We start from the raw sequence: 18,168 nt of genomic DNA on the forward strand, positions 1-18,168 counted from the left end.
GGTGCTCACGCGGCCTCCCGCTGTCGGGGGTCGATGAGGCGGTGCACGAGGTCGACGACGAAGCCCACGATGAGCACGACCCCGGTCAGGGCGAGCAGCTCGCCCTGCACCTTCGGGAGGTCGCGCGCGGCGACGTCGGCGACGAGCATGCGCCCGACCCCGGGAAGGGTGAACAGCTGCTCGATGACGACCGCGCCCACGATGATGCCGGCGATCTGCAGACCGAGCACCGTGATGACCGAGAGGCCCACGTTCGGCAGGCCGTGGCTGAGCAGGGCGCGCGTGCGGGTCAGGCCCTTGGCGGCCGCGGTGCGCACGTAGTCCTGACCGAGGGCCTGCAGCGTGGCGCTGCGCACGAAGCGCAGCAGCATCGCGCCCTCGACCACGCCGATGGTCACGGCGGGCAGGATCAGGGCGCGGAACGCCGCCGCGGGATCACCCCAGCCGGCGCGCGGGAACCCCTGGGGCGGCAGCCATCCGAGCCAGACGGCGAAGACGACGACGAGCATCATCCCCGCCCACACGACCGGCACGGCGGCGAGGCCCTGCGCTCCGACGCTGAGCGCCGTCCCCCACGCGCGTCGCCGGCCGAGGGCGGAGAGCACGCCGAACGGGATGCCGACCACCACCGCGACCGCCAGCGACATCGCCGCGAGGGGCACGGTGACCTGCGCCTTGTCGAGGAGCTCCGTCACCACCGAGGTGCCGGTCAGCAGCGACGTGCCGAGATCGCCGCGGAAGAGCCCGCCGATCCAGGCCGTGTACTGCTGCCACAGGGGCACGTTCAGTCCGAGGCTCTCGCGGATCGCGGCGACCTGCGCGGGGTCGGCCTGCGTGCCGCCGACCAACTGGGCGACGTCGCCGGGGAGCACCCGCAGGGAGAGGAAGATCAGCACGCTGGCCACGGCCAGGCCCACCACGAGCAGGCCCAGCCGTGTCAGCGTGTAGCGGATCACTCCGCCGCGACCGTCACGCCCGCGAGCGGCAGGCGCACGTTGAGGGAGTTCTTCGGGAAGTTCGCGACGTCGGTGGCCACCGCGGTGCGCGGTGCCGACAGGAACAGCCAGTCGGCGGCATCCTCGTCGTCCACGATGCGGGCCGCCTCGGCGAGCAGGTCGGACGACTGCTGCTCGTCGGTGCTGGCGAGCGCCTGCGCGTACAGACCCTGCACCTCGGGGTTGTCGTAGCCGAAGTAGTACGAGGGGTTCGCCCAGTTGCCGAAGTCGCGGGCCTCGACGTGCCGCACGAAGCTCAGGTCGTAGTCGTGGTTCGTGTACACGTCGGTCAGCCAGGTGGAGAAGTCCACCTGGTCGACCTTGAGGGTCACGCCCACGTCGGCGAACGACGACACCAGGAAGGTCGCGAGCGTCCCGGGGTAGACGTTGGGGATGGTGAGCGTCAGGTTCAGGTTCTCGGCGCCGGCCTCGGCGAGGAGTTCGCGCGCGCGGTCGGGGTTGTACGAGATGCTCCCCGTGAGGTCTTCGTATCCCGGGTCGAGAGGGGGGATCGGGCCGTTCAGGGGCTGCGCGGTGACGAGCGTCTCGGCGAGGGCGTTGTGGTCGATGGCCAGGCGCAGGGCCTCGCGGATGCGCTGGTCGTTCAGCGGTGCCCGGGCGTTGTTGAACGCGAGCGTGCCCTTGTCGGTGGTCAGCCCGGTCTCGATCGTGAAGGTGTTCGTCGCCTCGATCTGGCTCTGCAGTTCGGGGTCGATCTCGAGCGCGACGTCGATGTCGCCGCTGACCGCGGCGTTGGTGGCGGCGCTCTGGTCGGGGATGTAGTCGAGTACGACCTCGGCGACCCCTGCCTTCTCGCCCCAGTAGCCGTCGTAGCGCGAGAGGGTCAGGCTCTGGCCGGTGCTCCAGTTCTCGACGCGGAACGGGCCCGTGCCGTTCGCGGCCGTCTGGAGGTTCGTGGTGTCGCCGTTCTTGAAGACGAGACCGGCGCGACCGGTGAGGGCGAACAGGAAGTCGCTGTTCGGCTGCGCGAGCGTGACGACCACGGTCGTCGCGTCGGGGGAGGCGATCGAGGTGACGCCCGCGAGATCCGCGCTGCTCTGGATGGTCGCGTCGTCCTTCGCGGTCTGCAGAGAGGTCACGACGTCGTCGGCGGTGAGGGCGCTGCCGTCGTGGAAGGTCACGCCGTCGCGCAGGGTGAAGGTGTAGGTGAGGCCGTCGGGGGAGATCTGCCAGGCGGAGGCGAGGGCGGGGACGATGGCGTTGTTCTGGTCGCCGTCCCGCGTCACGAGGCCCTGGTAGACGTTGTCGATGAGCGCCTGCTCGAGAGCGGCGCCGCTCGTGTGACGGATGTCGAGGTTCGAGGGCTCGAGCGACAGGCGCACCGTGAGGGTGGCGTTGGGATCGGGGTCGCCCGTCGGCCCGGGGGAGCTGGTGGTCCCGGTGCACGAGGTCAGCAGGAGGGCTCCGATCAGGAGCGTGCTCGTGGCGAGAGCGGTGCGGCGCAGCATTGCGGGGGTGTCCTTTCGCAGGCCGAGGGCATCCGAGTGCTGTGGATGCCATGCAGGAGTGCAATCAGCCTACTTTCACCGGCATTCCCGGACCGCCGTTCGTGACGGAGCGCGACCGTATGTGACGCGCCGCGCGGAGGGGGTGCGGCTCAGCGCGCGGGGTCGCCGACCGCCACCTCGCGGATGAGGGCGGCGAGGCCGGCCGGATCCTCCTCCTGCGCGTTGTGGCCCGTGCCGAGCACCCGCACGTCGGCTCCGGCGACCCGGCGCGCGAGGTCGTCGGCGTCCGCCGCGGTGACGAAGCCGCGCTCCCCGCGCACGAGGGTGACGGGGGCGGCGACCTCGGTCAGATCGTCCCAGCCCGTGCTCGCGAGCACCGCGCGAACGGCATCCGGGGTGGTCGGATCGGCTCCGGCGTTCGCCGCGGCCGCGGCCAGATGGGCGAAGTGGTGCTTCCACTCCACGCGGCCGTCCGCGCGCACGCGGGAGTTGAGGAAGACCCCGCGTGCCGCCGCCTCCGGCGAGCCCCCGAGTCCGAACGACAGCGCGCGCTCCACGAGCTCGTCGCGCGAGGCCCAGTCGGTCGGACCGGCGAAGAACGCGCGGATCTGCGCGGGACCCGCGCTCGGATCGACCCCGGGGGTGATGTCGACGATCACGAGTCGAGAGACCAGATCGGGTCGGGATGCCGCGACCGCGGCCGCCGTGAGCCCGCCCAGCGAGTGGCCCACGAGCACCTGAGGGGTGCTCGCCCACTTCTCCAGGGCGCTGATGACGTCGGGAGCGAGCACGCGGGCGACGTAGGCGGCGTCGTCGCGCCACGACGAGTCGCCGTGGCCCGGCAGGTCGAGGGCGAGGGCGGGCAGCCCGAGGTGCAGGAGGGTCGTGTCCCACGTGTGCGCGTTGAGCCCCGCCCCGTGCAGGAGCGTGACGGCCGGGGGAGCGTCTCCCCACCGCAGCCCGCTCAGGTGCCGCCCGTCCGCGAGCGGGAGGTCGACGCGCGAGACCGGGGGGACGGCGGCGCCGAGGGCGGCGGCCTGGGCGGGGAGGAACGAGAACTCGTCGAGCTCGGGCATGGGGTTCAGCCTGTCACCCGCCGACCGGATGCCGCCAGCCCGCCGCCGTGCGGCGTCACGCGCGATGGTCGTCTCGGTGTTCCCGCCGCGCGAGGGGGCGCGGGCGGGGATGCCGAGACGTCAACGAGCGTTCCCACGCCCGTCGCCGGCCGCGGTCCTAGGCTGTCGCCATGGGCGAGGAACGGCGTGTGCACCTGTCGAGGTCGGCTCCCGAGGCGTATGCGGCGCTGCGCGCGTTCTCGACGACGGTGGGCCGACTCGCGGCCGAGGCCGGGATCGACGCGCGGCTGCGCGAGATCGTCCAGATCCACGCGTCCCAGCTCAACGGCTGCGCCTATTGCGTGCGCGTCCACGTCGACGGTGCGGTGAAGGCCGGCCTCGACGCCGACGTCATCGCGCAGATCGCGACATGGCGGGAGTCCGGGGTGTTCGACGAGCGCGAGCGCGCGGCCCTGGAGCTGACGGAGTCGTTCACCTTCATCCACAGGGACCGCGGGATCTCCGACGAGGTGTACGACCAGGCGGGCGGCATCCTGAGCGAAGCCGAGTACGTCGCGATCAGCTGGGTGCTCGTGGCGATCAACGCCTTCAACCGCGTCGCGATCGCCGGCCGCTATCCGGTCCCACCGCGCGGCGCCGCCGGGGTCGTCGCCTCCGACGCCGCACCCCCCGCCACGACGGCGCCGCGTACGCCGCACGTGCACGCGGACGGCACCGCGTGACCGGGTCGCTGGTCTCGGGGGCGAGCAACTTCCGCGACGTCGGCGGTCTGCCGGCGGGGGCGGGGCGCACGCGGTCGGGGGTGCTGTTCCGCTCGGGCAACCTCGCCGCCGTCGACGACGACGGCATCGAGGCGCTGCGCGGGATGGGGCTGCGGCGGATCGTCGACCTGCGCGACGAGAGCGAACGCGCCCACGACCCCAGCCGGCTCGACGACCTGGCCGTCGAGGTGCAGCACGAGCCGCTCTTCCTCGGCTCGGTCGCCTCGTTCTTCGCGCGGGACCTGAGCCTCGAGCAGCTCTACGCCGAGATCGCCGACGCCTCCGCGGACCGCGTGGTGTCGGCGATCCGCGGCATCCTGATCGCGCGCCCGGTGCTCGTGCACTGCACGATCGGCAAGGACCGCACGGGTGTGACGATCGGCATCGCGCTCGCCGCCGCCGGGGTCGACCCCGACGCGGTCGTGGCGGACTACGCGCGCACCGAGGCCCTCCTGCCCGCGCGGCGCAACGCCCAGGTGCTCGCCGCCATCCGGGCCCTGCATCCCGAGAACGTCCACGCCGAGGATCTCGCGACCCGGTCGCCCGAGCGCGCGATGCGCGCGCTGCTGGCTCACCTCGACGCGACCTACGGTTCGGCGGCCGGCTATCTGCGCGCTCACGGGATGACGGATGCCGAGATCCACCGTCTCCGCGAGGTGCTGGTGGAGTGATCCACGCGTGGATCATCAGCCCGAACACAGGTTAGGCAACCCTTCATCGGGCGTATACTCGTCTCATCATGCCCACCTCCTCCGAGCACAACGACGCCGCCTGCCGCGCGTCGCGGCACACCCGCGTGCAGCACCTCGTGACCGCCGACGAGACCTCTCTCGCCGAGCTCGAGGCGCTGCTGGCGACCCTGCCGATCTGCTCGACCGGGCGCGTGTTCATCGAGGTGCCCGACGAGTCCTGGATCGGACGCGTCGCGGCCCCCGCCCGCATGACGATCGCCTGGCTCGATCGATCGCGCCGCGGCGGCGCCCCCGGCACCGGCCGCACCTGCGCGCCCGGCCAGGCCCTCGCCCGCGCCGTGTCGGGCTGGGCCGGAGAGATGCTCTGCTGCGACGACGACGCGACCCGCGTCATCCTGATCGGCGGCTACCTCGGCACCGCGGAGATCGTCGACGAGCTCGTGTCGCGGCACGGCGTCGACCCGCTCGCGATCCACACGCCCGAGCGCTTCGGTCTCGCGACCGCGCGCTGACGGCCGAGACCCGCGCGCCCCGGCCCGGATGGCGGCTCGGACGCGCTCGACGAGACGTCGAGAGTGCTCAGCTGCCCCGGGGCACGTAGTTGCCCTCGACGAGACCGGCTTCGATCTCGAAGCGGTTGCGCAGGGGGTTCCGCCCGGCGAGGGCGTACAGCAGGGGCATGAGGAACCCGTAGCGCTGCCACTGACGCTTGTGCACGGCCTCGTGGCCCAGCACGACGTCGGTGGGGCGGTCGTCGCCGGTGAGGAAGCATCCGCCCACGCACACGCCCCCGCGCGGGAACGCCCACGCCGGCAGGCCGCGGAACACCCACAGCCCGTGCCGCTTCTCGACTCGACCGGTGCTCCAGATCGAGCCCCACACCCACCCCACGGTGCAGCCGTACCAATAGCCGACGCGGCTGACGGGGGAGTCGAGGAGGATGCCGGGGATGAAGCGGTCGAGACGGCGACCGCGCGCCACGGCGCGCTCGGCGCGCTCCCGCCAGTCGGCGGGCGGGCGGGGGATCGGGCTCACGCGAGGGCGCCGATCAGCCGCAGGATCGTGCCCAGGTCGTCGACGGCCGCGGCGGGACTCGACGGCGAGAACGCGGTCAAGGTCGCGCCCGCGAGCGGCACGCGCGCGCGCAATGCGCGAACGGATGCCACGACGTCGGCGGTGCGCGCTCCGAAGGGGACGGCGTGGGCGACGCCGCCCATCTCGGCCGGGTCGAGGGCGTCGAGGTCGACGTGCACGTGCACGCGGGTCGCTCCCGTGGCGGCGACGGCGTCGGCGAGGGACTCGGGGGCGGAGAGCTCTTCGGCGCGGAGGACGGTGATGCCGTGCGCGGCGACGAACGCCTCCTCGTCGGGGTCCCACGCGCGGGTGGCAACGAGCACCAGTCGCGAGGGGGCGATCCCGGGCTCGAGGCGCAGGAGATCCTCTCCCTCGCCGGCGATGGCGCGCAGCACCATTCCCGTGAACGCTCCGCTGGGGGAGGAGTCCGGGGTGTTCAGGTCGGGGTGGGCGTCGATCCAGACCACCGTGAGGTCGTCGCCCGCGACGGCCGAGACGGCGCCGAGGGCGACACCGCAGTCGCCGCCGACGACGAGGGCCGGCTCCGGCGAGGAACGCACGGCCTCCTCGATGCGTTCGCGCATGCGCACCAGCGCACTGAGGCGGTGGACGCGCGTGCCCTGCGCGTCACCGGCCTCCGCGGGCGCCTCGAGCACGGTCGTGGCGGCGCGGGGCAGGTCTCCCGCAATCGCCTCGGCTCCGTCGATGAGCTGCATCGCGCGGGACGACGACGATCCCTGCCACTGCGGGGCGACGATGAATCGGGCCATGGGTGTCCTCACCGCGAGAGGGGGAGTGCGCCGCCCGACGGATCGGACGGCGCACTCCGGGGATCGATCAGACCTGGTCGGGGCTGGGGGCGTCGATCGCGGCCCGCTGCGGGCCGCCGACCTTGAGCGCCGCCAGGCGCGCCTCGACCTCGGTGAGCTCGCCGACGTCTTCGAGGGCGTTGAACTGCGCGTCGATGCTCGAGGCGGCCAGCTCCTGCTTTCCGGCGGCCAGGGCCTCCTCGCGGCGGATCTTGTCTTCGAAGCGGCCGAGCTCGCTGGTCGGGTCGAGGACGTCGATCGACTTGACGGCGTCGTGCACCTTGTTCTGCGCCTCGGCGACCTTCGCGCGCGCCGTGAGCTCGTTGCGCTTGGCCTTGAGCTGCTCGAGCTTGGTCTTCATGCCGTTGAGGCCGTCTTTGAGCTTGTCGACGACCTCGGTCTGGGCGGCGATCGTGGGGGCGGCGGCCTTGGCCTCGCCCTCGGCGGTGATCTGACGCTGCAGCGCGATCTTCGCGAGGTTGTCGAACTTGTCGGCCTCGCCGACGTTGCCCGCCGCGCGCAGCTCGTCGCCCTTGCGGCTCGCGGCGAGGGCCTTGTTGCCCCACTCGGCCGCGGCCTGGACGTCTTCCTGGTGGTCGCGCTCGAGCAGGCGCAGGTTGCCGATGGTCTCGGCGATGGCCGACTCGGCGTCGGCGATCGAGTTCGAGTAATCGCGCACGAGCTGGTCGATCATCTTCTGCGGGTCCTCGGCCTGATCGAGGAGCGCGTTGATGTTCGCGCGGACGAGGGTCGAGATGCGACCGAAGATGGACTGCTTGGCCATGCGGGGTGTTCCTTCCTGAGGGCGACGATGTCGAGTCTGGTGTCGGATGCTACGAATTCTCTGTGATCGCGGGCTGCGCCGCGAGGGGGTCAGCGTCGACGGCCTCCGCCCCCGCCGGAACGGCTTCGACCGCCGCCGCTCGAGAAGCCGCGGCCGCCTCCGCTGCGCGAGCGACCGCCCCCCGAGAAGCCTCCGCCTCCGCCGCTGCGCGACCGGCCGCCGGAGAATCCGCCGCCGCCCCCGAGGCCGCCGAATCCGCCGCCGAGGCCGCCGGTACCACCGAAGCCGCCCAGGCCGCCGAGTCCGCCGCCCCCGAAGCCGCCGCGACGCCGGCTCCCGCCGGAGAGGGCGTTGATGGCGATCCCGCCGAGGATCGCGCCCATGAGGTCTCCGCCGCCCCCGCCTCCGGCCCCGAACGAGCCCACGTCGCTCTGAGCGAGCGAGGCGGCCTCTCCGGCGCGCTGCGCGGCGCGCTGGGCCGTGGCCAGCGCCGCCGTGGGGTCGGTGGAGCGCAGCTGCTCGGCCTGCACGAGAGCCGCCCCGGCCTCGGCCAGCCGGGTGCGCGCGGTGGGTCCCACGGCGCCGCGTCGCGCCGCGATGAAGTCCTCGGTCGCGCTCACCTGGGCGCGGGCCTGGGCGAGCACGGTGTCGAGCTGGCTCTCGGCGCGTCGGCGGCGCTCCGCCTCGTCTCGCGCGGCGTCCAGGACGCCGTCGATCGTCGCGTTCGCCTGCTGCAGCTGCTCGACCGCGCGCAGGGGACTCGTCCGATCCGCCGCGAGCAGGGCCCGGGCGGCCTCGAGCTGAGCGCGGGTCGAGGTCGACGCCGCGGCGACCCTGCCGTCGGGATCCGTCAGGCTCTGCGCCGCGACGAGATCTCCCTCGATCTCGGCGACGAGGGCGCCCGCCCGCCGGGCGGCGTCGTCGAGCGCGCCGCCGAGGGTGCCGACGGCCTGTTCGAGGGTGTCGGCCTGGGCGACGGCGGTCTGCGCCGCGCGGATGGCCACGGCGGCCTCGCCGGTCCGCCCGGCCGCGAGCGCCTCCGCGGCCTCCGCCTCCTGCGCCGCGGCGAGATCGAGACGCGATCGCGCCTGGGCGGGGTTGTCGGCGATCGGGCTCAGGGCGTCGTCGTCGAACCGCGCGCGGAGGCTCTGCAGATCGGTGTCGGCCGCGTCGAGGGCGGCGGCGACCGCCTCGCGACGCGCGTGCGCGGCCTCGAGCGCCGCCGGTGCATCGGCTTCGAGGGCCCGCAGCTCGTCGAACGCCGCGGCCTTGGCATCCAGGGCCTCATCGGCGGACTGGCACAGTCGCAGGATCTCGGTATAGGCCGCGCGCTGCTGGTCGGGCGTCTCGGGGGTGTCGTCGTCGAGCTGCTGCTGCAGCGTGAAGGCACGGTCGAGGTCGGCCTTGGCCTGCGCCAGAGTCGCGGCGAAGGGCGCCGCCGCGTCGTCGCCGAACTGGGCGCGGGCGAAACCGAGCTCCTGCTCGCTGGTCTTGAGGGCGTCGTCGGTCGCGACGAGCGCGGAGCCGGCGCGGCGCGCGAGCTCGTCGATGCTCTCGGCCGGGGCGGGTACCGCGGCCGCGCCCGCGCGGCGGCGGCGGAGGAAGAGCCACAGCAGCACGCCCGCGATCGCGACCAGCAGGACGGCCACGAGCACGATCGGACCGAGGGCGGGGCCGCTCTCGGTCGCGGGCGTCGGGGGAGGGACGGGGAGGTTGCCGCCGGCCTGCGCGTGCGCCGCGCGGATGCCGTCGGCGGCGGCGATCGCCGCTCCCGCGTCGTCGCCGGCCTCGAGGGCCGGCTGGATGCGGTCCTGCTCGATGGACGACAACTGCGCGGCCGACAACTCTCCGCTGTCGACGTCGCCCGAGAGGTAGAACGAGAAGGCGTCGCCGTCGACGGCGATGGCGAGCACGTACTGCCGCGCGTTGAGCTGGTTCTGGTTGGCCGTGTCGTTGGCCCAGTCCTGCGCGTCGGACGGGTCGGTGAACGCGTCGACGTAGACCACCCACAGGTCGAGCCCCGTCTGCGCGGACAGGGCCGAGAGCCTCGACTGCACGTCCGCCTCCTGGGCGTCGGTGAGGGCGTCGACCCGGTCGACCACGTAGCTCGAGCCGAGCGACGGCGGAGGAACGGCGGCCGCGGTCAACGGCATCCCCAGGATCGCGAAGACCGCGATCACGACGACACCGATCGCCTGTGCCACCCTCGGCATTCGCATGCATCCTCCTTCGGCGCCCGACGGATCCACCCTATAAACGACCCCCGACACCCGGGTAGGAGCGGCGCGTCCGCCCTCGGCGTCCACGCGGGCCGCTTAGGCTCGAACGCTCGGAGGTACAGCACCATGGACGACCGTTACGGCACCGACGTGCTCGCGCGCGGCTGGCGCGACGCCGGACGCATCAGGCCCGTCGAGGTCGCGGCATCCGCAGATCTCGTCGTCGAGGTCGCGGGCGACGGCTACGTCGGCGCGGTGACCCGCATCGAGGGGATGAACGTCGAGCTCGAGGACCGCTTCGGCAAGCGCCGGCTGTTCCCGCTCGGCGGCGGGTTCCTCGTCGAGGGGAAGCCCGCGGTGCTGAAGGCCCCCGCGGCCGCGCCGAAGGGCCGCACGCGCACGGCCTCCGGCTCGTTCGCGGCAGAGGACCAGCGCGCGCGCACCGCCCGCGCGAGCCGCATCTTCGTCGAGGGCAAGCACGACGCCGAGCTCGTCGAGAAGGTCTGGGGCGCCGACCTCCGCGCCGAGGGCGTCGTCGTGGAGTTCCTCGAGGGCGTCGACCTGCTCGAAGAGAAGCTGGATGCCGAGCCCCCCACCGCCGAGCGGCGCTACGGCGTGCTGGTGGACCACCTCGTGCCGAACTCGAAGGAGTCGCGCATCGCCGAGAAGATCGCGCGCGGCCGGCACGGCGCCCACGTGCGCATCGTCGGCCACCCCTTCGTCGACGTGTGGCAGTGCGTCACCCCCCGCGCCCTCGGCATCGCCGCGTGGCCCGAGGTGCCCCGCGGCATCGAGTGGAAGGTCGGCGTGTGCCGCGCCCTCGGCTGGCCCGCCGAGGAGCAGGCCGACACGGCCCGCGCGTGGCAGCACATCCTGTCGAAGGTCACCACGTTTCGCGACCTCGAACCGGCCCTTCTCGGCCGCGTCGAGGAGCTCATCGACTTCGTGACGGTCCCGTGAGCGGCCGCAAGGTGCCCGTGCGGCACACCCCCGAGGGGCAGCCGAATACCCTGGAGGACATGGATGCCGCCGCCCCCGTGTTCCGCGACAAGCCGGTGTCGTTCGTCCGGCGCAGCGGCCGCATGTCCGAGGCGCAGGACCGCGCCTGGGCCGAGCTGTCGCCGTTCTACCTCCTGCCGGTCGAGCGCGCCGCGGCCGCCACGAGCGTGAAGGCCGGGACCGCGATCGACCCCGCGGCCGTGTACGGCCGCTCGGCCCGGCTCGTCGTGGAGATCGGCTCCGGGCAGGGGCACCAGATCGTGTCGGCCGCCCAGGCCGCGCCCGAGACCGACTTCCTCGCGGTCGAGGTGTTCACCGCGGGACTGGCCCGCACGATGCTCGACGCCGATCGCGAGGGCGTGAAGAACCTGCGCCTGGTCGAGGCGAACGCGCCGGAGGCGCTCGAGCACCTGCTGCCCGCGGCATCCGTCGATGAACTGTGGGTGTTCTTCCCCGACCCGTGGCACAAGAACAAGCACACCAAACGCCGTCTCGTCGCCCCCGACTTCGCGCGCATCGCGGCCCAGGCACTCCGCCCCGGCGGCACCCTGCGCCTCGCGACCGACTGGCAGGACTACGCCGACCAGATGCGCGACGTCCTCGACGCCGCCCCCGGCTTCGAGCGGGCGTTCGCGGGGGAGTGGGCCGAGCGCTTCGAGGGGCGCGTGCTCACCGCCTTCGAGCGCAAGGGGCTGCGCGTCGGCCGCGACATCCGCGACCTGACCTACACCCGGGTCTCACCGTGACCGCCCACACCGCGGTGCCGGTCCGCGAGCGTTCCACGTGGACGCCCAAGCTGATCCCGGCGCTCGCGGTGTGCCTCGCCGCCCCGGTGCTGTTCGTCGTCCAGATCGTGTGGCTCGGGTGGATCCTGCTCGCCCTCGCCGTGGCATCCGCCGTTCTCGTCGATCGCCGCAACGGCGTCGCCCTCGCTCGCTCCGACGAACCGAGCATCGCCCGCGACATCTCGCTGGTCGCTGCGGGGCAGTTCATCGTCAGTCTCATCCCGTTGCACGCCGAGCTCGACAACGCGGCCTTCGTGCGGTTCACGCTCGCCCTCGGCGGGGCGGTCGTCGTGCCGTACGTGATCTCGCGCTTCGTCTACCGGGATCGCGCGATCTCGTTCCCCTGGCGCGGCGGCGGACGCTGGACCTGGTGGCAGTGGGCGTGGCTGGCCGGCGTCATCGTGCTCGGCTACCTGATCCTGCCGTTCTACTTCATCACCTCCGGCGTCTACACGAACTGGCCCGAGGTGACCACCCCCGACCTCATCGCCCGCCTCTTCGTGGGCGTCGGCGCGGTGGGCATCTGGGACGAGCTCTTCTTCATCTGCACGGTCTTCGTGCTGCTCCGCCGGCACTTCCCCGACCTGACCGCCAACCTGCTGCAGGCGGTCGTGTTCGTGTCGTTCCTGTGGGAGCTCGGCTATCAGGCGTGGGGTCCGTTCCTGACGGTGCCGTTCGCGATCGTGCAGGGCTTCCTCTTCCTCAAGACGCGCTCGCTCTGGTACGTCGTGACGGTCCACCTGCTCTTCGACGCGGTCGTCTTCGGCGTGCTCGTGCACGCGCACAACCCCGGCGCGGCCTCGATCTTCCTCCTCTGACCCCGGACCCGGGCTTCCGGATCCCGGATGCCGCGGTGCCCGGGTTCTGCCCAGGTGCGCTCGCTACCCTGGACACCGGACGCCCACCGCGTCCCCGGACGAGGGATCAGTACCCGGACAGCGACAAGACTGGCCAAGGAGCTGTGCTGTCATGTCGTGGGTCATCCTCATCGTCTCCGGTGTCCTCGAGGCCGTCTGGGCCACCGCCCTCGGTCGGTCGGAGGGCTTCACCAAGCTCTGGCCGAGCGTGATCTTCGGCGTGGCCCTGGTGGCATCCATGGGAGGACTCGCCGTCGCCATGCGCGAGATCCCGACCGGCACGGCCTACGCCGTGTGGGTGGGGATCGGAGCGGCCCTCACGGTCGTGGTCGCCATGGTCAGCGGCGCTGAGGCGATCTCGGTGGTGAAAGTGCTGCTGGTGCTGGGCCTGGTCGGCTGCGTGATCGGCCTGAAGCTCGTGGGCGACGCCCACTGACCAGGGGATTTCGGCGGAAGTCAACCGTAGGGAACGGTCAGTTTCATCCGGTACCATCTGGCGTCACTGCACTTCTCCGGGCCAGACACCGTCGTCACTCGCCCATGTCTTCCCCTGTGAAAGGTTCCGAGTGAGCGCACCGCCGAGCGAGCTTGTCACCCCGACGCAACCGTCGAGGGTCATCGGTCGTCCGTCCCGACGGCTGGATCGCCTGCGCGACTCGCGCGTGGGCCGCGCCCTGCGCCAGTACGGCCGCGACGTCCTCCGCACGCCCGAGGGTATCGTGCCCATCGAGCGCGGGGCGTTCGCCCGCGTCCTGCTCCTGTGGGCGATCGCCCGCACCGTGAACTTCGGCCTGCTCTGGGGCTTCTACTCGATCGCGAAGGCCGCACGCTGGGGCTTCGGTCCCGACAGCGAGCGCCTCGGCACGTTCTTCGACTACCTCACCGGGTGGGACGCCGACCGTTACGGCCAGATCGCGGCGCAGGGCTACCCGATGTCGCTGCCGATGAACGTGTCGGGCGACATCCTCCCCAACAACTGGGCCTTCCTGCCGGTGTTCCCCACGATGGTGCGCGTGGTCTCGGGAGCGACCGGTCTCGGCTGGCAGCCGGTCGCGGTGCTGCTGAGCCTGGGGGCGAGCCTCGGCGCCACGTGGCTGCTCTTCGTGCTGATGCGCACCGTCACCAAGCCGCAGCCGGCTTGGTGGGCGGTGGTGTTCTTCTCCTTCGCGCCGATGTCGTTCCTCTTCGTGATCGGCTACAGCGAAGGCCTGTTCATGCTGCTGATGTTCGCCGGCATGCTGCTGGCCATCAAGCGCCGCTACCTCTGGATCCTGCCGATCGGCCTGATCACCGCGTACACGCGTCCCGGGGTGCTCGCCCTCGGACTGGCTCTGGGCATCGTCTTCCTCGTGCGGTTCTTCCGCCGTCGGGTGGATCCGTTCCCCGTGCGTCAGTGGGCCTCGCTCATGGCATCCGGTCTCGTGATCGCCGTCGCGGGGCTGTCGTGGAATCACATCGCGCAGTTCGTCACGGGAACGCACAACGCCTACATCCGCACGGAGCTCGGCTGGTGGCTCGACTACGTCGGCAACGACGAGTTCACGCCCTTCACGCCCTGGTTCCGGCAGGCGGGGACGCACCTCGGCGTGGTGGGCATCGTGCTCGTGATCGCGCTGATCGTCGCCTTCCTCGCGCTGATGTGGTCGCGACCCGTCCGCCGCCTCGGTCTCATGGTGGTCGCCTACGCCTTCAGCTACGGCGTGTACATCTTCGCGGTCTTCCTGCCGCAGCAGAGCACTTTCCGGCTGCTCATGCCCATGGCGCCCCTCCTGGGCGACGACCGGTGGTCGTCGACACCGCGGCGCCGCACGGCGATCCTCGTGGGATGCCTGGTGCTGCAGGCCGTCGCGATCCTCCTGCTCTGGACGCGCGGAAACCCCTGATCCCGTTCTGAACGACAGAGGGGACGATGCCGGTCGGCGTCGTCCCCTCTCGCGTTCCCGGCCGGGTCAGTCGGGGCGCCCGCCGGGGTCCACCGCGTCGACGACGGCCTCCTCGACCTCGTTGTCGGCAACGGTCTCGGCCGTGCCGATCGTGTCGTCGTCCTCTTCGGCGAAGGCACCCGCGGCATCCGCGCCCGGCGTCTCGGCACCCTCGTCGACTCCGGCATCCGCGTCGTCGGCCGGAGCGGTGCCGGGTTCGGGCGGGAGCGGCACCGTCGGTTCCGACGGTGTCGGGGTGGAGGGTTCCGCGGGCGTCGGGGTGGTGGGCTCGGACGGGGTCGGGGGAAGCGTGGGAGTGCTCATACCGCGACTCTGCGCAAGGAGGGCGACGCGGGCGAGGGCCTTCCCGATCGGGCCGATGCGGTGTAACCGGCAGCCGATAGGCTTTCGGCGGATGAAAGCAGGGGGGATGCCGTGTCGACCGCGCACGATGTGACCAGACGAGACGCGATCGCGCAGTATCACCTGGTGGGTGAGCCGTCCGAGCCCGATCTGCAGGGCCTGGTGGAGCTCGCCGCGACCGTCTGCGGCGTCCCGACCGCCGTCATCAACATCATCGACGACCGGATGCAGCATCAGATCGCCGCCGTCGGCATCCAGGCGGCGACCTGCGAGCGCGAGGATTCGATGTGCGCGGCGGTCATCTCGAACCCCGGGCGCGTGGTCGTCCCCGACGCCCGGCTCGACGATCGCTTCGCGGCGAACGCGTTCGTCACCGGCGAGATCGCGAACGTGCGCTTCTACGCCTCGAGCCCGCTCATCACCCCGTCGGGGGTCGCGATCGGAACGCTCTGCGTCTTCGACGACGAGGTCGGGGAGTTGTCGGATGCCAGCAGCCGAGCGCTCGATCTGCTCGCTCACCAGGTGATCGACGTCCTCGAGCTGCGGCGTGTGCAGCGCGACCTGGTGGCGTCCAACCAGCAGCTGGAGAGCTTCGCGACCCAGGTCAGCCACGACCTGCGCAATCCGCTCACCGCGCTGACGGGCTTCCTCGAGCTCGCCGCCGACAGCCCCGAGATGGCCGACGCACCGCGTGCGGCGCAGTCCCTCGCCCGCGCGGAGGCGGCGGCCGGCCGGATGACGTCGATGGTCACCGACCTGCTCGACTTCGCCCGGATGGGCGGCGCGCGCCCCCACATGACGCAGGTGGACGTGGCCGAGACCGTGGATGCGGTCCTCGAAGACCTCGACGGCGCACTCGTGCGCACGGGGGCCGAGGTGACCGTCGACGCCTCGACGTTCGTGCGGGGCGACGACACGCTGCTGCGCGTGCTGCTGCAGAACCTCATCGCCAACGCCGTGAAGTTCACCGTCGCGGCCGAGAAGGTGCCCGACGTGCGCGTGAGCGTCGAGACGCTGTCCGACGGATGGCGGATCAGCGTCGACGACAACGGCGACGCGGTGCCGACGGAGCTGCGTGAGCGCGTCTTCGAGCCCATGCAGCGCGGACACGGCGCCGACGTGCAGGGCATCGGCATCGGTCTCGCGACCTGCCGTCGCATCGTCGAGGCCCACGGCGGGACGATCGGCCTCGACGACTCCCCGGCGGGCGGGACGAGGGCGTGGTTCGTCCTCCCCGCGGCCGCCTGACCCGGCCGTTACCGGCCGCGGAGCCGGGGCGCAACCACCGCGACCGGTGTCGGGGGTGGACCGTAGCGTAAGCGCTGTCGGGGGTGATGCCCCGGCATCCGCCCGTATCGAGACGACGACGAGGAGCGACCCGTGGCCCGCAACGTCCGTCTGCTGCACTGCACTCCGGAGGACGTCTTCCGCGTCCTCGCGAACGGCTGGCTCTATCCGCTGTGGGTCGTCGGCACCTCGCGCATGCGCGACGTGGGCGCCTCCTGGCCCGCGGAGGGGGCGACGCTGCACCACTCGTTCGGATCCTGGCCGGTGGTCGTCGACGACACGACGGTGATGCGCGTGTGGGACCCGCCGCGGCGGGCCGTGCTCGAGCCCCACGGCGGCCCGATCGGGATCGCGCGCGTCGCGATCGACGTCAAAGCGCGCGGCGCGGGGTGCGTCGTGCGCATCCAGGAGGAGCCCGTCACCGGTCCCACCCGGCTGCTCCCCGATACCGTCTTCGACGCCATCACCCGCTGGCGCAACGCCGAGACCCTGCACCGCCTCGCCTACCTCGCCGAGGGCGGCGCCCCCGGCACCGACGGCGGCGCCGAGGCGATCGGGCACGAATCCACCGCCGAGGGAGAACCGATCCAGCGATGAGCGAGCACTACGACGCCGCGATCGTCGGTTCCGGTCCCAATGGCCTGGCCGCCGCGGTCACCCTGGCACGGGCCGGTCTGTCCGTAGCGGTCTACGAGAAGTCGTCCACCTTCGGCGGAGCGGCATCCACTGCGGAACTGACGTTGCCGGGCTTCCGCCACGACGTGGGGTCGGCGGTGCATCCCCTCGCCCTCGAGTCTTGGTTCTTCCGCGAATTCGGGCTCGAGCGTCGCGTGCCGTTCGTGGTCCCCGAGGTCTCGTACGCGCACCCGCTCGACGGCGGGCGCGCGGGCCTTGCCTTCCGCGACCTCGCGCGGGCGGCCGAGGGGCTGGGCGTCGACGGCCGCGCGTACGAGCGGCTCATGCGCCCCCTCGTCGATCACCTGCGCGGTGTCGCCGACTTCACGGGCAACGCGCTGCTGCGGGTGCCGGGCGACCCGCTCGCGGCGTTCTTCTTCGGCGTCCGGGCGCTCGAGCAGGGCGGCCCGTGGTGGAACGCCCGTTTCCGCGAGGAGGTCGTCCCGAGCCTCATCACGGGCGTCTCTGCGCACACGATCCTGCACCAGCCGAGCCTCGCCGCCGGAGGGGCCGGCCTCGTGCTGGCGACCTACGGGCACGGGCGGGGGTGGCCCATCCCGGTCGGGGGCAGTCAGTCGATCGCCGACGCGATGGTCGCCGACATCCGCGCGCACGGCGGGGTTCTGCACGCCGGCGTCGAGGTGACCTCTCTCGCCGAGCTGCCACCGGCCCGGGCGGTGCTGCTGGACACCACTCCGCGCGCGCTCCTCCGCCTCGCGGGGGAGCGGGTGCCGGCGGCCTACCGTCGGGCGCTCGAGCGGTTCCGGTACGGCGGGGGTGTGGCGAAGGTCGACTTCGCGCTGTCCGAGCCGGTGCCGTGGACCACCCCCGAGATCGGCCTGACGGGGACCATCCACGTCGGCGGGACGCGCGCCGAGATCGCCGCGGCCGAGAACGCCGTCGCGCGCGACGAGCTCCCCGACGCCCCGTACGTGCTGGCGGCGCAGCCGACGCTGTTCGATCCCACCCGCGCGCCGGCCGGCAAGCACGTCCTGTGGGCCTACACCCACGTGCCGTCGGGGAGTCCGGCCGACCGCGAAGAGGCGGTCGTGCGGCAGATCGAGCGCTTCGCCCCCGGCTTCCGCGACACGATCCTCGCCTCGACCTCGCGCACGGCGGTCGACATCGCGGCGTGGAACCCCAACTTCCCCGGGGGCGACATCTCGGCCGGAGCGCCCACCTTCACCCAGTTGCTCGGTCGCCCGGTCTACCGCCCCGATCCGTGGCGGACGCCGATGAAGGGCGTCTACCTCTGCTCGTCGTCGACGAGCCCGGGCCCCGGGGTGCACGGACTGGCCGGGTGGCAGGCGGCGCTGAGCGCGCTCCGGCACGAATTCGGCACGCGTCTGCGCCCCGACCTCGCTCCGCGCGACGATCAGCTCTTCTCCGCGGCGCGCTAGA

The 18,168-nt window shown here is 72.5% G+C and carries 19 protein-coding genes and 1 riboswitch; of the genes, 11 read left to right on the top strand and 8 right to left on the bottom strand.

The genetic code is table 11. From position 1 onward, the window contains the following. Positions 1 to 5 precede the first annotated feature (5 nt). The 3 genes from AB1K56_RS04715 to AB1K56_RS04725 form a co-directional block, all read right to left on the bottom strand. Positions 6 to 956 carry an ABC transporter permease gene (locus AB1K56_RS04715; RefSeq protein WP_371204788.1) on the bottom strand — a complete coding sequence of 317 codons (951 nt, stop codon included), beginning with the start codon at positions 954 to 956 and terminating at the stop codon, positions 6 to 8. Further along, positions 953 to 2,464, bottom strand: coding sequence for an ABC transporter substrate-binding protein (locus tag AB1K56_RS04720; RefSeq protein ID WP_371204789.1), 1,512 nt, complete (start codon positions 2,462 to 2,464; stop codon positions 953 to 955). The genes AB1K56_RS04715 and AB1K56_RS04720 overlap by 4 nt, the downstream gene beginning before the upstream one ends. A gap of 149 nt (positions 2,465 to 2,613) precedes the next feature. Then, a complete protein-coding gene (locus AB1K56_RS04725) occupies positions 2,614 to 3,540 on the bottom strand; it encodes an alpha/beta fold hydrolase (RefSeq protein ID WP_371204790.1) in 927 nt (308 codons plus the stop codon). 170 nt (positions 3,541 to 3,710) lie between these two features. Here AB1K56_RS04725 and AB1K56_RS04730 point away from each other — a divergent pair, with 170 nt between their 5' ends. From AB1K56_RS04730 to AB1K56_RS04740, 3 genes are all read left to right on the top strand, one after another. Next, positions 3,711 to 4,262, top strand: a complete 552-nt coding sequence (locus AB1K56_RS04730) for a carboxymuconolactone decarboxylase family protein (RefSeq protein ID WP_371204791.1) — start codon at positions 3,711 to 3,713, stop codon at positions 4,260 to 4,262. Next, positions 4,259 to 4,972, top strand: a complete 714-nt coding sequence (locus AB1K56_RS04735) for a tyrosine-protein phosphatase (RefSeq protein WP_371204792.1) — start codon at positions 4,259 to 4,261, stop codon at positions 4,970 to 4,972. The genes AB1K56_RS04730 and AB1K56_RS04735 overlap by 4 nt, the downstream gene beginning before the upstream one ends. A 68-nt stretch (positions 4,973 to 5,040) precedes the next feature. Continuing rightward, positions 5,041 to 5,505, top strand: coding sequence for an SIP domain-containing protein (locus AB1K56_RS04740; RefSeq protein ID WP_371204793.1), 465 nt, complete (start codon positions 5,041 to 5,043; stop codon positions 5,503 to 5,505). Between the two features lie 67 nt (positions 5,506 to 5,572). On the opposite strand, the gene AB1K56_RS04745 is transcribed toward AB1K56_RS04740, so the two are convergent. The 4 genes from AB1K56_RS04745 to AB1K56_RS04760 form a co-directional block, all read right to left on the bottom strand. Continuing rightward, a complete protein-coding gene (locus tag AB1K56_RS04745) occupies positions 5,573 to 6,028 on the bottom strand; it encodes a Fe-S oxidoreductase (RefSeq protein WP_371204794.1) in 456 nt (151 codons plus the stop codon). Further along, positions 6,025 to 6,837 carry an arginase family protein gene (locus AB1K56_RS04750; protein ID WP_371204795.1) on the bottom strand — a complete coding sequence of 271 codons (813 nt, stop codon included), beginning with the start codon at positions 6,835 to 6,837 and terminating at the stop codon, positions 6,025 to 6,027. The genes AB1K56_RS04745 and AB1K56_RS04750 overlap by 4 nt, the downstream gene beginning before the upstream one ends. A gap of 67 nt (positions 6,838 to 6,904) precedes the next feature. Beyond that, positions 6,905 to 7,660 carry a PspA/IM30 family protein gene (locus AB1K56_RS04755; protein WP_136586942.1) on the bottom strand — a complete coding sequence of 252 codons (756 nt, stop codon included), beginning with the start codon at positions 7,658 to 7,660 and terminating at the stop codon, positions 6,905 to 6,907. 89 nt (positions 7,661 to 7,749) lie between these two features. Continuing rightward, positions 7,750 to 9,879, bottom strand: coding sequence for a TPM domain-containing protein (locus AB1K56_RS04760; RefSeq protein ID WP_371204796.1), 2,130 nt, complete (start codon positions 9,877 to 9,879; stop codon positions 7,750 to 7,752). A 126-nt stretch (positions 9,880 to 10,005) separates the two neighbouring features. Between AB1K56_RS04760 and AB1K56_RS04765 the strand changes: the two genes are divergently transcribed. From AB1K56_RS04765 to AB1K56_RS04785, 5 genes are all read left to right on the top strand, one after another. Continuing rightward, complete coding sequence (locus tag AB1K56_RS04765; RefSeq protein WP_371204797.1) at positions 10,006 to 10,839, top strand: DUF3097 domain-containing protein; 834 nt, start codon at positions 10,006 to 10,008, stop codon at positions 10,837 to 10,839. Positions 10,840 to 10,898: 59 nt separating this feature from the next. Further along, a complete protein-coding gene (gene trmB, locus AB1K56_RS04770) occupies positions 10,899 to 11,624 on the top strand; it encodes a tRNA (guanosine(46)-N7)-methyltransferase TrmB (protein ID WP_371205056.1) in 726 nt (241 codons plus the stop codon). Next, positions 11,621 to 12,481 (top strand): CPBP family intramembrane glutamic endopeptidase, encoded by an 861-nt coding sequence (locus tag AB1K56_RS04775; RefSeq protein ID WP_371204798.1) that lies wholly within the window; start codon positions 11,621 to 11,623, stop codon positions 12,479 to 12,481. Before trmB ends, AB1K56_RS04775 begins: the two co-directional genes overlap by 4 nt. Before the next feature lie 74 nt (positions 12,482 to 12,555). Then, positions 12,556 to 12,619: riboswitch (guanidine-III (ykkC-III) riboswitch) on the top strand. Positions 12,620 to 12,632: 13 nt separating this feature from the next. After that, positions 12,633 to 12,956, top strand: coding sequence for a multidrug efflux SMR transporter (locus AB1K56_RS04780; protein WP_264630345.1), 324 nt, complete (start codon positions 12,633 to 12,635; stop codon positions 12,954 to 12,956). A 130-nt stretch (positions 12,957 to 13,086) separates the two neighbouring features. Further along, positions 13,087 to 14,403 (top strand): hypothetical protein, encoded by a 1,317-nt coding sequence (locus AB1K56_RS04785; protein WP_264630347.1) that lies wholly within the window; start codon positions 13,087 to 13,089, stop codon positions 14,401 to 14,403. Positions 14,404 to 14,469: 66 nt separating this feature from the next. Here AB1K56_RS04785 and AB1K56_RS04790 read toward each other — a convergent pair whose 3' ends face one another. Then, positions 14,470 to 14,766 (bottom strand): hypothetical protein, encoded by a 297-nt coding sequence (locus AB1K56_RS04790; RefSeq protein ID WP_371204799.1) that lies wholly within the window; start codon positions 14,764 to 14,766, stop codon positions 14,470 to 14,472. Positions 14,767 to 14,895: 129 nt separating this feature from the next. Between AB1K56_RS04790 and AB1K56_RS04795 the strand changes: the two genes are divergently transcribed. From AB1K56_RS04795 to AB1K56_RS04805, 3 genes are all read left to right on the top strand, one after another. Beyond that, a complete protein-coding gene (locus tag AB1K56_RS04795; RefSeq protein ID WP_371204800.1) occupies positions 14,896 to 16,053 on the top strand; it encodes an ATP-binding protein in 1,158 nt (385 codons plus the stop codon). 132 nt (positions 16,054 to 16,185) lie between these two features. Continuing rightward, on the top strand, positions 16,186 to 16,689 hold the full coding sequence (locus AB1K56_RS04800; protein ID WP_371204801.1) for an SRPBCC family protein: 504 nt from the start codon (positions 16,186 to 16,188) through the stop codon (positions 16,687 to 16,689). After that, positions 16,686 to 18,167, top strand: coding sequence for a phytoene desaturase family protein (locus tag AB1K56_RS04805; RefSeq protein ID WP_371204802.1), 1,482 nt, complete (start codon positions 16,686 to 16,688; stop codon positions 18,165 to 18,167). The genes AB1K56_RS04800 and AB1K56_RS04805 overlap by 4 nt, the downstream gene beginning before the upstream one ends. Position 18,168: the final 1 nt, after the last annotated feature.

The organism is Microbacterium sp. BWR-S6Y (assembly GCF_041379845.1).
Taxonomy (GTDB): Bacteria; Actinomycetota; Actinomycetes; order Actinomycetales; family Microbacteriaceae; genus Microbacterium; species Microbacterium hydrothermale.

What these genes read in the sequence shown, in the direction of transcription:
- AB1K56_RS04755 (WP_136586942.1), bottom strand. Translation starts at nt 7,660, where the DNA reads ATGGCCAAGCAGTCCATCTTCGGTCGCATCTCGACCCTCGTCCGCGCG.
- AB1K56_RS04760 (WP_371204796.1), bottom strand. Translation starts at nt 9,879, where the DNA reads ATGCGAATGCCGAGGGTGGCACAGGCGATCGGTGTCGTCGTGATCGCG.
- AB1K56_RS04725 (WP_371204790.1), bottom strand. Translation starts at nt 3,540, where the DNA reads ATGCCCGAGCTCGACGAGTTCTCGTTCCTCCCCGCCCAGGCCGCCGCC.
- AB1K56_RS04805 (WP_371204802.1), top strand. Translation starts at nt 16,686, where the DNA reads ATGAGCGAGCACTACGACGCCGCGATCGTCGGTTCCGGTCCCAATGGC.
- AB1K56_RS04765 (WP_371204797.1), top strand. Translation starts at nt 10,006, where the DNA reads ATGGACGACCGTTACGGCACCGACGTGCTCGCGCGCGGCTGGCGCGAC.
- AB1K56_RS04780 (WP_264630345.1), top strand. Translation starts at nt 12,633, where the DNA reads ATGTCGTGGGTCATCCTCATCGTCTCCGGTGTCCTCGAGGCCGTCTGG.
- AB1K56_RS04740 (WP_371204793.1), top strand. Translation starts at nt 5,041, where the DNA reads ATGCCCACCTCCTCCGAGCACAACGACGCCGCCTGCCGCGCGTCGCGG.
- AB1K56_RS04790 (WP_371204799.1), bottom strand. Translation starts at nt 14,766, where the DNA reads ATGAGCACTCCCACGCTTCCCCCGACCCCGTCCGAGCCCACCACCCCG.
- AB1K56_RS04720 (WP_371204789.1), bottom strand. Translation starts at nt 2,464, where the DNA reads ATGCTGCGCCGCACCGCTCTCGCCACGAGCACGCTCCTGATCGGAGCC.
- trmB (WP_371205056.1), top strand. Translation starts at nt 10,899, where the DNA reads ATGGATGCCGCCGCCCCCGTGTTCCGCGACAAGCCGGTGTCGTTCGTC.
- AB1K56_RS04730 (WP_371204791.1), top strand. Translation starts at nt 3,711, where the DNA reads ATGGGCGAGGAACGGCGTGTGCACCTGTCGAGGTCGGCTCCCGAGGCG.
- AB1K56_RS04750 (WP_371204795.1), bottom strand. Translation starts at nt 6,837, where the DNA reads ATGGCCCGATTCATCGTCGCCCCGCAGTGGCAGGGATCGTCGTCGTCC.